General features: G+C 45.8%; 11 protein-coding genes. 2 read left to right on the top strand and 9 right to left on the bottom strand.

Annotated elements, in window-relative coordinates; all coding sequences use genetic code 11:
* Window positions 1-28: 28 nt before the first annotated feature.
* Entirely contained in the window at window positions 29-2,461 is a 2,433-nt protein-coding gene (locus NJR55_RS09605) for a VolA/Pla-1 family phospholipase (RefSeq protein ID WP_253619740.1), read from the bottom strand.
* Between the two features lie 185 nt (window positions 2,462-2,646).
* On the opposite strand from NJR55_RS09605, the gene NJR55_RS09610 reads away from it, so the two are divergent.
* Both NJR55_RS09610 and NJR55_RS09615 read left to right on the top strand, forming a co-directional pair.
* On the top strand, window positions 2,647-3,399 hold the full coding sequence (locus NJR55_RS09610; RefSeq protein ID WP_253619741.1) for a YciK family oxidoreductase: 753 nt from the start codon (window positions 2,647-2,649) through the stop codon (window positions 3,397-3,399).
* 81 nt (window positions 3,400-3,480) lie between these two features.
* The gene (locus NJR55_RS09615; RefSeq protein ID WP_253619742.1) at window positions 3,481-4,551 is read left to right on the top strand and encodes a WD40/YVTN/BNR-like repeat-containing protein; all 1,071 of its coding nucleotides are present in this window, start codon (window positions 3,481-3,483) and stop codon (window positions 4,549-4,551) included.
* Window positions 4,552-4,565: 14 nt separating this feature from the next.
* Here NJR55_RS09615 and NJR55_RS09620 read toward each other — a convergent pair whose 3' ends face one another.
* The 8 genes from NJR55_RS09620 to NJR55_RS09655 are packed head-to-tail and all read right to left on the bottom strand — an operon-like array spanning window position 4,566 to window position 12,469.
* Complete coding sequence (locus NJR55_RS09620; protein ID WP_253619743.1) at window positions 4,566-6,683, bottom strand: aminotransferase class V-fold PLP-dependent enzyme; 2,118 nt, start codon at window positions 6,681-6,683, stop codon at window positions 4,566-4,568.
* Between the two features lie 56 nt (window positions 6,684-6,739).
* Window positions 6,740-6,952 carry a (Na+)-NQR maturation NqrM gene (nqrM, locus tag NJR55_RS09625; protein ID WP_034819948.1) on the bottom strand — a complete coding sequence of 71 codons (213 nt, stop codon included), beginning with the start codon at window positions 6,950-6,952 and terminating at the stop codon, window positions 6,740-6,742.
* 11 nt (window positions 6,953-6,963) lie between these two features.
* Window positions 6,964-7,992, bottom strand: coding sequence for an FAD:protein FMN transferase (locus NJR55_RS09630; protein WP_253619744.1), 1,029 nt, complete (start codon window positions 7,990-7,992; stop codon window positions 6,964-6,966).
* 3 nt (window positions 7,993-7,995) lie between these two features.
* Entirely contained in the window at window positions 7,996-9,222 is a 1,227-nt protein-coding gene (gene nqrF, locus NJR55_RS09635) for an NADH:ubiquinone reductase (Na(+)-transporting) subunit F (protein ID WP_253619745.1), read from the bottom strand.
* A 36-nt stretch (window positions 9,223-9,258) separates the two neighbouring features.
* On the bottom strand, window positions 9,259-9,867 hold the full coding sequence (gene nqrE, locus NJR55_RS09640) for an NADH:ubiquinone reductase (Na(+)-transporting) subunit E (protein ID WP_011234297.1): 609 nt from the start codon (window positions 9,865-9,867) through the stop codon (window positions 9,259-9,261).
* A gap of 5 nt (window positions 9,868-9,872) precedes the next feature.
* Window positions 9,873-10,505 (bottom strand): NADH:ubiquinone reductase (Na(+)-transporting) subunit D, encoded by a 633-nt coding sequence (locus NJR55_RS09645; protein ID WP_011234298.1) that lies wholly within the window; start codon window positions 10,503-10,505, stop codon window positions 9,873-9,875.
* Window positions 10,498-11,274: a Na(+)-translocating NADH-quinone reductase subunit C gene (locus NJR55_RS09650; RefSeq protein WP_253619746.1), complete on the bottom strand. Its 777-nt coding sequence runs from the start codon at window positions 11,272-11,274 to the stop codon at window positions 10,498-10,500. The genes NJR55_RS09645 and NJR55_RS09650 overlap by 8 nt, the downstream gene beginning before the upstream one ends.
* On the bottom strand, window positions 11,267-12,469 hold the full coding sequence (locus NJR55_RS09655) for an NADH:ubiquinone reductase (Na(+)-transporting) subunit B (RefSeq protein ID WP_253619747.1): 1,203 nt from the start codon (window positions 12,467-12,469) through the stop codon (window positions 11,267-11,269). Before NJR55_RS09655 ends, NJR55_RS09650 begins: the two co-directional genes overlap by 8 nt.

Genomic DNA, 12,469 nt, shown 5'->3' on the forward strand with positions numbered 1-12,469 from the left:
TGAATACCAAGTGTTCAATAACCTGAGATTATTCTACCACTTCTTCGTTATCGACTGGTATCGCTAATAAGCCGCTACCAAACCATTTCACAATCTGAGTCTGCATTTCGGTTGTTACTTCAACTGAGGCTTCAGGCGACAACAAGGAAGCATGAGAGCCACCTAAGAAACTGGCATATGCTGATACAGGCTTACCATCCGTTGACTGAACAGGAACAGTCGACTGTGGCTCTTCATTCCAAGCCGCATCTGACAATCCCATTAGTTTCACAAGCGGCTGAGTACCGGCTAAAGGTCTACCGTCGACTTTGTTAGGAATAACTGTATCACCGTCAGCTTCAATAACGAATGTCGGAGTATTTGCCACGAATTCTCTGGCATAGTTTACGGGGTCACCCGAGTCTATGACAGTTTGTGCAGCAAAAGCAAAAGGATTAAATATATTAGCTTCAATCCTTGACATTACATTCACGCCAGCTTGTTGGGAAAACCCATCAAACAAACTAGCTGCCAGGTCAACATTGGCCAATAATTGTTTCGCAGTAACTCCTGCTTGCTCTGCCTGACCATTGACCAGCTGTGTAAACTCATCAACACGGCCATACATTAAACTGTTTTTAACCACTGGACCAAAGCTACCTGAAGCCAGTAAGAAATCAGCAATGCTACCGCCAGGCATACCTAACGCAGACGCTTTCACATTGAAATCAGCATTCGTTTCATTATTTGCTATCTGAGTAAAGCTGACACCAGCAATAGCACCCAGTGAATGCCCTACAAAGTGCACGTTAGCAGAGTCAAGCTGAGCACCAGTTACGTCGCTCAGGGAGTAACGTAACCCCAACAGATCGGAAACCGATTGGCGCAAATTATCGCGAGTTGTCAGAAGACTTTCTAAGTTCATATATGCTGTTGCTGAACCGTTATCACCGCTCGCGATATATTCAACAGTGCCATCTTCATCTAAATCAAATCCTCTATCACCGTGCAGAGGATGGTCGATAGCCACTGTTGCTATTCCAGCAGAGGCCAATGTACCAGCAATACCGAACATCGAGCTCTTATCTGCGGTTATTCCGTGCTGGAAAATAACAACCGGCCAACCATTTGCAGGCATCGTTCTTCCATCGGCGCCATTTGGAATGGAGGCATAGACTGGCACGGACACTGAAGTGCTAGGAACCGGTATAGGGTTATACTTTGTCAAATGGCGATCCGGGTCAACGGGGTCCCCGCCCTTAGTATCGAAATCGGAACAGTTAGTAGGAGGCAACAACAAAGTTGGGTCTTCTGTAAAACCTGACGGCAAACTGGCGATATCTGTATCTTTAAGTTGATCGGCCTCTTCTTCCGCTTGCAAAGCATTTAATATCGCTGCGGGGCTATCACACGCGGCTTTCCAACGTCCTTTTGTTGGATCAGAGTTAGTCGCTGAATCAGGATGCGCAGAATAGTAAGGTAACGTGACACTTCCTTCGTAGAAGTTTGCTAAAGCAGCCGACGCCGGAGGAGTTAGATCGACTGCAGTCATTGTCTGTGCAACAGTTGCTCCGGAATCAGTCAATTCCAAACTAGGCGTAAACTGTCCTGCTATCTGTCGCTTAACGACATTAAGAACTTTACCCACAGACTGTGTCGTAAAGTTCGAGCTATAAATCACTCCTTCAGTATCAACCCCAGCTTGATCAAGCGCACCTTCATAAGTATTAATCAAACTTTGTAAATTTCTAGCAGAAGTGGTATCTGACGCTGGATTTTCAGCGACGGAGCGCTTCATTAATGTATAAGTTTGTGATGCTTTTACGCTGCGCCCCAGTGAGTCCTGAATATTATCTGTTAATACGACTAAGTAGCCAGTTTCAGGCGTAAAAGGCTTTGTTGGAATAATAGCGACTGACCCGTCTCCAGTTGCAGAAACAAGAAAATCTTCGTTTTGAACAAGCTCTTCATCAATTGAGCAGACGGCGCCTGGGCTTGACGCTATAGTTGAAGTTTTCCCTGCCGCTTCCTGAGCTTCATGAAGGGCACCTACAACAGGGTTTTCTGAAATACAACTTGCCGCATTGGCAGGGCCGCCTTGTGTGGTTTTAAATACTCGTATCGAGCCCTGGGCTTCAAGACTAGCGGCTTCAATAGTCACTTCTTCCCCATTTTCATCGACGGGCAACGAAAATTCAAAGGTTATAGGAGAGTGTGTACCCCAACCATCAAGCCCATTAAGGGCAACTTGTGGATTTGCGACGTCGTCCGGATTATCCACTGGAATGTTCAGCGTTCCGTCTTTACTTTCACTCAATAAAATATTGCTAGGCGCAGGCACTTCACCATTGGACGGATCAAAAACTACGCGAGACGCAGCAACACTAACTTCAGTTTCTGTAACAGGAGCTTCGTCACCGCTACCACAGCCTACAAGGCTAAGTGCAGAACCAATTGCAAGCGGAAGTAATAATTTCTTCATGAGGTATCCTCAATTCTTTTTATGATTTGTTATTTTACGTCTTCTCTTAACGATTTTTATACACCTGTATCAAATAAGATGAAAGGCTTTTTACCGATTTTTCGTTCGTTTGCTGAGAAGTTACTCGAATATCGTTACAATAGCCCACTCACCCGACCACAGTCCAATGGTATTAAGAAACTGTTATGGAAATTAAAACCGTACATGATTATCAGGCAAGCCCTGAATTATTGAAAAATAAGGTTATTTTAGTTACTGGCGCAGGCGACGGAATTGGTCGTCAAGCCGCTCTGAGCTATGCTGAACATGGTGCCACAGTCATTCTGCTGGGACGCACAGTCAGTAAGTTAGAGTCGGTTTACGATGAAATCATCGCTCAGGAAAGTCCTCAACCAGCAATTATTCCGCTCGATTTAAAAGGCGCAACAGAAAATCATTATCGTGATATGGCAGCCACCATTGCCGATCAGTTCGGTAAACTAGACGGCGTGCTGCATAACGCTGGACTGCTTGGCATTCTGTCCCCTTTTACTCACATTGAAAAAGACAGCTGGGACGACATTATGCAGGTTAACGTAACGGGTCAGTTTGCCATGACTCAGGCACTGATTCCGGTAATGGAGAAGTCGCCAAATGCATCGTTAGTATTTACCTCCTCCGGCGTAGGAAGAAAAGGACGCGCATTCTGGGGGCCATATTCGGTCAGTAAATTTGCCACCGAAGGCATGGCTCAGGTTATCGCCGACGAGTATGAAGGTACTAAATTACGCACTAATGTCATTAATCCCGGCGCGACCCGCACAGCAATGCGTGCGAAGGCGTATCCGGCAGAAGACGCTAAGTCGCTTAAAACGCCGAAGGACCTGATGCCAACTTACTTGTACCTGATGAGCGACGCCAGCATTCCGGATAATGGCTTGTGCTTCGACGCTCAGTAAACCGGCAGCTTCGAACTGACGTATCGGTAAAAATGAAACGTGTTACACTCAATAACATGCATAATTAATTAGGTTACGTCTATGACATCGAAGCTACAGCAGCGAGCCGCTACTATACTGAGGCTCGCTTTGCCCTTCAGCGCATTGTTCAGTTTGTCAGCAGTTGCTGAGCCTCCGGAGATCGAAGTTTTTGATAACGTCCGCCAGCAACAATGGGTGGGGGTAAGTCCTGTTAGTCGCGATACTATTTGGATCTCCGGTGAGAAAGGAACCGTAGCCAGAACCACAGATTCAGGGAAGAGCTGGGAATATTTTCAACCCGGACCTGATGACCTCGATTTTCGCGATATTGAAGGGATTGATGACCGCCGCGCCTATGCATTAAGTGTTGGCACAGGAGGTCAATCACGTATTTATTACACTGATAACGGTGGTAACAGTTGGCGTCTGCGTTATCGCGGCGAGGCGGACAGCTTCTTCAACTGCATGGCACTAGCTCCTAGCGGCGAAGCCTGGGTGCATGGCGACAGTGTTGGAGACGAATGGCGGATGGTACGCAGTGCCGACGGTCGCAACTGGATGCAAGTTCGTAGTGCTGTTGCCGAGCCACCTCAATCTAACGAAGGTGGTTTCGCCTCAAGTGGCAGTTGTGCCCGATTTAATAACGACAACTGGATGATAGCAACCGGTAATGCTGATAAAGCTCGAGTTCTAATTAAAGGCTCTTTCGGCATACGTTTCCGGGTGGTAGAAACGCCAATGGAAGCGGGCCCTATGGCCGGCATTACCAGTGTCTGGCCTATTGACGATAAAACCTTTTATATTGCCGGTGGCAACTTAAATGATGCCTCCAGTGATGAGAGCCGTTTGTTGCATTATCAGAACAATGAATTTTCCGCCCTGCCGGAGCCTCCTATAACAGGCGCTCTTTATAGCTTAAGTCTTATCGATCACAACGGTTCCTGGTTACTGACGTCTAACCCTCAAGGCGCGGCAGCATTAAACCTACAAACTAACGAATGGTTTAAGCTCTCTGATGCCAATATCTGGAATATTCAGTGTCATGGGGATATCAGCTGCTGGCTGGTTGGTAAAGACGGCTACGTTGGCCGTTTGCAATGGCAGGCGCCGCAACAGCGCCCGAAACTCTAACGGTTACTCACATATTAAGCGGCTGGGGAACTTAATAAAGCCAACCCACCTAATAAGTGACGGCTATTAAATCCGTGCCGCTTAAGTACGTTAGCAACAACCTGGCTTCTGTTGCCCGAGCGGCATAAGCAAATAATATCGCGCTCTCGCAAGTGTGAGTTACTGTGTATAAATTGGATGACTTCAGTCAGTGGCACGTTAACCACCTCTGCATTGCAGGGAATATCGGACAATACGTGTTCCTGCCGCTCCCGCACATCAACAATTAACAAATCATCGCGATGCCAGAATTCATCCGTATCTCCAACCGGAATATTAACGCCGTCATCAACACGACAGTCGCCGTTTAATTCACAAGGAGTGTAAACAATATGGTGCTCTGAGTCCCGCCCCGGGCAAATAAGTGTACTCTCGCCGATAAAACACTCATAAGCGCTTGATGCCGCCTCAGACCCGGTAAATAAGAAGTCTGAAGCAACCCGGCTTTTCAGTTTGGTTGATTCACTTAATACATAAACCGGATTACGACTACCGATCCGAAATAAGCGCCGCTCACCAATACTCACACAGCCAATGACGCTACCTTCGCACTCAACCGGAACCGCGTCGCACGAATCGGCAGCAGACTGCGGCCAGCCAAACACATCATACTCGTCTATAGACTGCTCAGGCATAAGTATTGGCAATAACAACTCAATGGACTGGCTGGTAATTGAATCAGCCGATGTCGATACCACCGCTTTCACTTGATAGTTCTGGCAGCTGACAATATTTTCAATTCTGCCAGCTAAAGCCGGATGAGGATCTATAACCGCTATTTCTTTAGCTTGCTTATCTATCACCAGATAACAACAATGATCATCGTACTTCAGCTGCACAACACCGTCTAACTGAGCGTCGTTATCGTTATTCGTATCCGCAACAATAAGGCAGGAATTTCTTAATGCGTCAGCGGCTTGTTTTATACGTACACAAGCCTCAGTTATTTCCTCTTGTCGCGTTGCCGGGCCAAAAGATAATCGAATAGCGGAACCGCTGCGCCACTCTTCCAGCCCCATAGCGTCTAAAACGAAGCTTTTTGTTACTTTAGAACTGCACGCAGAGCCTGAACTCACTCTTATCTGGCAGGCATCAAAAACATCCATAATATCGCGCGATGCAACACCTTCTACGGAAAAATTCAGCGTAGTAGGAACCGAACGCTCAAAGTCATGATTAAATACAATAGAGGGGAAGGCTGAACGCAGGGCTTCAACCAACTGAGATCGATAGTCCTGTAACTTAGTTTCACTATGAAAACGGCGGTTATTGTTATCCAGCATCAATTCAAATAACGCATTCAATGCTGCTATTCCGGGTAAATTTTCCGTTCCCGAACGTAGCCCCGACTCCTGTCCTCCACCAATAATTAGAGGGGTATAAGGCGCAGAATCCCGAACCGCCATAAACCCGATGCCTTTGGGGCCGTACAACTTATGACCACTGAACGGAGCGTAATCAATGGTTGTTTCATCTAAATTAAGTGCTTTTTTGCCTAATACCTGAACGCAATCGACCATCCAGGGAACATCGGGGTTATGCTGTCGTATAGTCTCTTCCAATTGTCTTAAGTTCTGGATGACACCGGTTTCATTGTTAACTGCCATGGTGCATATCATGGCAGCATCTTTTACATGCTCAGCTATAAACTGGTTATCCAATAAGCCTTGTTTATCAACTGGAATGGCAACAAGCTCAGCTTTCAACCCAAGTAGCTGATTCCAGTGGGCCAAGGCTTGGGGCACGGCTTTGTGTTCTGTCGCACCATACAGCAGGTATTTTTTTCGCTTATCAGGAGCAACCTGCATAGCCGAGTGAATTGCAGAAACCACGGCGGTCTGTATGCCCTCTGTTGCGCCACTGGTAAAAATAAGCCGCCCCGACTGCGAGCCAACAATTTTGCGAGCTAACTGACGCGTAGTATCAAGAATATAGCGAGCTTTTAAGCCAGTAATATGGCTACTTGAAGGGTTCCCAAAAACCGTTTCCATAGTGTGAGAAACAGCTTGGATAATTTCGGGAAGTACCGGAGTGGTAGCATTACAATCCAGATAAAGTTCGTTTGCGTTTGTCTGAATATCTATTGGTTTCATGCCACCCTCCAAATTAACTAAAAGTTATATGTTTATAACCTTTATGACTAAAAGGGTCAATGAATCTGGTTTTCTTTCCAGGCTTGTTCCTTTTTCATCCTATCTTTTCGCTTATCGCATGGTTCATCACAGTCACAAGCTTTTTCCATGCCCAGAGCGCCGATGCCACCACAGCTACCGGAAATTGTCTTGCGCTGTACAATATAACCAACGGCCATTGCCAGCACAACGATGATAAATAAGGCGAATACCATTATAAAGGTTTGCATTAAAACTCCTACTACTGCTCGGCCAACAACGGCTTAAATGCTTCACTCATATACTCTTCAAAACCGTCATCGGTTTTATAAATGAGCATAACTGCCATATTGTGTTTTTTTGCGAAGGACTTTGCTTTTTCCGTTCCCATTACAAATAATGCAGTTGCATAAGCATCGGCAGACATTGTGTCCTCGGCATAAACTGAAGTAGATACCAAGTTATGCTGCACAGGAGCACCGGTTACCGGGTCAATAATATGCGAATATCGCTTACCATCTTCTTCATAATAGTTGCGGTAATCACCGGATGTCGCCAAAGCGCCGTCTTTAAATTGGACAACACGTTGCACCGCTCGTTCCGTTGAAACCGGCTTTTCTATAGCCAGGCGCCATAATTCTTCACCTGGTTTGCCACCTTTAGCGATAACTTCACCACCAATCTCCACCAGGTATTGCTTTATTCGCAACTGATCTAATAAGTGAGCAACTCTGTCGACGCCGTAACCTTTGGCTATAGTGGACAAGTCGACGTATAGATCCGGGTTATCTTTAATCAGCTGATGATTTTCTACACGTAATTTCTGATAACCCGTTTTTTCACGAACCGCACTCAACTCTTCTTCAGACGGTTCTTTTTCTGGTCTCGCCTGAGGGCCAAAACCCCAAAGATTTACCAAAGGACCAACGGTTATATCCAGAACACCGTCAGTTTCCTCAGCAATTTCAAGCCCACGAGTGACTACCCGTTCAAGATCCCGGCTAATAACCATAGGTTCGGTACTTCTAAACTGATTAAACTGAGAAAGTTCAGACTCGGGATCATATGTCGACATTTGTGCATTAACACGCTCGAGCACGATATCGACTTTCTTCTGAATCTCGTCTTTGTTATGTCTGGGGTCCTTCGAGTAAACAGTCACACTATAGGTGGTTCCCATAGTCTTACCGCTAAACGAAATTTTCTCAGGTGAATCAGAACAAGAAACTAAAAAGGCCAGCCCCAGAAGGGCTAGCCAAATTTTAGCAATCGACAGTTTCGATAGCATCATGAATTAACCACCAAAGTCATCCAACATGATATTTTCATCTTCAACGCCTAAGTCTTTCAACAAGTTGATAACTGCGGCGTTCATAACCGGTGGTCCACACATGTAGAACTCACAATCTTCCGGTGCTTCATGGTCCTTAAGATAACGCTCATAAAGAACGTTATGGATAAAGCCAGTATCACCTTCCCAATTATCTTCCGGTTGTGGATCAGATAGTGCCACGTGCCAGTCAAAGTTCTCGTTCTCTTCAGCCAGCATGTCGAAATCTTCAACATAGAACATTTCTTTTTTCGAGCGCGCACCGTACCAGAACGATACTTTACGATCAGTCTTTATACGACGCATCTGGTCAAAGATGTGAGAACGCATTGGCGCCATACCTGCACCACCACCAACGAATACCATCTCAGCTTCAGTATCTTTGGCAAAGAATTCACCAAATGGACCTGAAATTGTAACTTTATCGCCCGGCTTCAGGCTGAAAATGTACGAGGACATTTTACCAGCAGGTAAGCTCAAATCATTAGGTGGTGGCGTTGCTATCCGGACGTTCAGCATAATAATGCCTTTCTCTTCTGGATAGTTTGCCATTGAATATGCGCGCACAACTTCTTCATCAACTTTTGACTCAACATCAAAGAAGCCAAAACGATCCCAGTCTGCGTGATACTCTTCCGAAATATCAAAATCTTTATACTTAACGTGATGCGGTGGAGCTTCAATCTGAATGAAACCACCAGCACGGAAAGGAACTTCTTCACCTTCCGGCAATTGAACCACAAACTCTTTAATAAAGGTTGCTACGTTATCGTTCGACTTAACCGTACAGTCCCACTTACGAATACCAAAAACTTCTTCTGGTAATTCAATTTCCATGTCCTGTTTAACGTTAACCTGACAGGAAAGACGACAGCCTTCACGAGCTTCACGTTTAGTAATGTGGTCAAGTTCAGTCGGCAGTATGTCACCGCCACCCTCTTTAACTGTGACACGACACTGGCCACATGAACCACCACCACCACAAGCTGACGAGACGAAAATACCGGCATTAGCCAGCGCGCCCAGAAGTTTAGTGCCTGGCTGGGTCACGATTTTTTTGTCTTCGTCGTCATTAATCAGGATTTCCACATCACCCTGAGGTACCAGTTTTGATTTTGCGAACATGATAATCGCAACCAAAACCAGTACGATGATGGTAAACATCCCTACACCGAGATATATCTCTTGCATCGATTCGTACCTTTTTTTACCGATTCAACACACTGGTTATAAGGATACGCCGGAGAACGACATAAAGCCCAAACCAATCAGACCCACTGAAATAAATGTGATACCTAAGCCACGCAGGCCATCAGGTACATCTGCATATTTCAGTTTTTCGCGCACTGCAGCCAAAGCAACAATAGCTAAAGCCCAGCCAACACCACTACCGATTCCGAACACAACTGATTCGCCGAAATTGTAATCACGCTCTACCATGAAGGCCACGCCGCCAAAAATAGCGCAGTTAACGGTAATGAGCGGTAGGAAAATACCCAGTGCGTTGTATAGTGCAGGTACATATTTATCCAATGCCATTTCCAATATCTGCACGATAGCGGCAATAACGCCTATAAAGGTCAGAAACTTCAGGAAACTTAGATCCGCATCCGGAAAGCCCGCCCATTCCAGAGCACCTGGTGCCAGAATGTTGTGGTAAATTAAATTGTTAACCGGTACCGAAATACCCAATACAACAATAACCGCGACACCCAGACCAAATGCTGTTTTTACTTTCTTAGATACAGCCAAAAATGTACACATACCTAAGAAGAAGGACAATGCCAGGTTTTCAATGAAAACCGCGCGGATGAACAGGTTGATATAGTTTTCCATGACCATTACTCCTTAGGTTCAACTTGTTCAGTGCGGAAGGTACGCAGTACCCAGATAAACCCGCCAATGATGAAGAAGGCACTAGGTGGCATCAGTAACAAGCCAACCGGCTCGAACCAACCACCTTGTGATGCCAGAGGTAAAATCTGTACATCAAACAAGCTGCCTGAACCAAAGAGTTCACGAATGAAGCCAACAACCAACAGCACCACTGAGTAACCTAAACCGTTACCCAGTCCGTCCAGGAAGGACATAAACGGAGTGCTCTTCATAGCGTAAGCTTCTGCGCGACCCATAACGATACAGTTAGTAATGATTAAGCCAACGAACACTGACAACTCTTTAGAAATTGAGTAAGCGTAAGCTTTTAGTATCTGGTCAACGACAATAACCAAGCTCGCGATAATTGTCATTTGGACAATAATACGTACGCTTGACGGAATATGATTCCTGATAATCGAAATAAACAAGTTAGAGCACGCAACAACCGCGGTTAATGCAATACACATAACCAAGGTGTTGCTCATTTTCGACGTTACAGCCAATGCAGAACAGATACCAAGAATCTGCAGTGCGATGGGGTTGTTGGCGAATATCGGCCCGAACAATACGGACTTCATTTCTTTTACATTAGCCATTGTTCAACTCTCCCTCACGAAGTTTCTTGAGTAATGGACCGTAACCATTTTCGCCCATCCAGAATTGAACTAGGTACTCAACACCATTACTGGTCAAAGTTGCACCAGAAAGCGCGTCAACTTCGTGCTCGCCTTTGGCGCCGCCTTTTACCACTTCAAACTGGACGTTACCGTCCTCACCGTAAACTTCTTTACCTTGCCAAGTTTTTACCCAGGCCGGGTTAGTAATTTCACCACCGAGCCCCGGAGTTTCAGAGTGCTCGTAGAAGTTAACACCTTTAACTGTGTCAAAATCATCTTCTAACGCGAGTAAACCGTACATGGTTCCCCACAAACCCTGGCCCCGAATATGCAGAACAAGACCGGTTGTGTCGCCACTTTCATCTTTAACAAGATAAATCTGTGTTAAATTTTCACGAGTTCCCAAACCAGCAGGGTCGTTCTTTTTCTCAAGCTGCATGCTGGTTTCAGGATCGCTCGCGGCTTTCCTGTTACTAAAAGAGGTCGGGTTAATGTCTTCTTTGATAGTTAAATCTTTAAGACTAACAACCATTGTTTCAATGCGCTGATCATAGGTTTCAGTGACATTGGTATCTGCCTTCAGAATACCGGCTGCATCTAAAACGTTTTTCTGCATATCAAGCGCAGCGTTCTTCTCCTGCAGTGGTTTCAAACCAATAGCAGCACCAGAAACAACAATTGAGCAAACCAGACAAAGCGCTAGCACGACACCAACGGTCTTGCCTAAACTTTCATTTTTCTTAGCCATTGCGCGCTAACCTCCGTTTGATATTTGCCTGTGCTACAAAGTGGTCAAATAACGGTGCAAATACGTTCGCAAATAAGATGGCCAACATGATGCCTTCCGGGAATGCCGGGTTAATAACACGAATCATGACCGTCATAAAACCAATCAACAAGCCGTACGCAAACTTCCCTTTATTAGTAAAGGACGCAGATACAGGGTCGGTCGCCATAAACATCATTGCAAAGGCAAAACCACCTAATACTAAGTGCCAGTACCAGGGCATAGCGAACATTGGGTTAGTCTCGCTACCAACAAGGTTAAGTAGTCCAGAGAACAGAACCATGCCAGCAAAGACACCCAGAACAATACGCCAGGAGGCAATACGGAAATAAATTAACGCTAAACCGCCAATCAAAATCAGTAAGGTTGAAACTTCGCCTACTGACCCCTGAATGTTACCAAGGAAGGCGTCCCACCAAAGCTGAGTATTGCCATAATCCATTTCACCCAGAGCCGCTTTACCCAGGTTTGTCGCACCAGAAAAGCCATCGACGGCCGTCCAGATGGAATCACCTGACATACTGGCAGGATAAGCGAAGTATAAGAATGCGCGACCGGTTAGTGCCGGGTTAAGGAAGTTACGGCCAGTACCGCCAAAAATTTCCTTACCAATAACGACACCGAAAGTGATACCTAAAGCAACCTGCCACAATGGTGTTGTTGCCGGTAAAATCAGGGAGAATAAAACCGAAGTAACAAAGAAACCTTCGTTAACTTCGTGCTTACGAATAGACGCAAACAACACTTCCCAGAAACCACCAACAATAAAGGTAACCGCATAAATAGGTACGTAGAAACAGGCACCATACCAAAGTTTCGTGCCCCATCCAGCATCAGCTCCCAGCTCTCCGCCGAACAAGTGGAATAATCCAACCTGCCAGATGTCAGAAAGCGCATAGCCGTCAGCCAAAGCCAAAGCAGCCTGGTTACCAACGTTGTACATACCCCAGAACATTGCCGGGAACGTCATCAGCCACACCAAGATCATGATGCGCTTAAGATCGATACGGTCACGAACATGCGTAGCCGACTTAGTCACAGTACCTGGTGTGTACAAAATAGTGGCTACGGCTTCGTAAAGCGCGTACCACTTCTCGTATTTACCGCCTTCTTCAAATTGCGGTTCAATACGCTCGAGTGTGTCTTTCAAGCTCAT

This window comes from Idiomarina rhizosphaerae (assembly GCF_024159085.1).
Classification (GTDB): domain Bacteria; phylum Pseudomonadota; class Gammaproteobacteria; order Enterobacterales; family Alteromonadaceae; genus Idiomarina; species Idiomarina rhizosphaerae.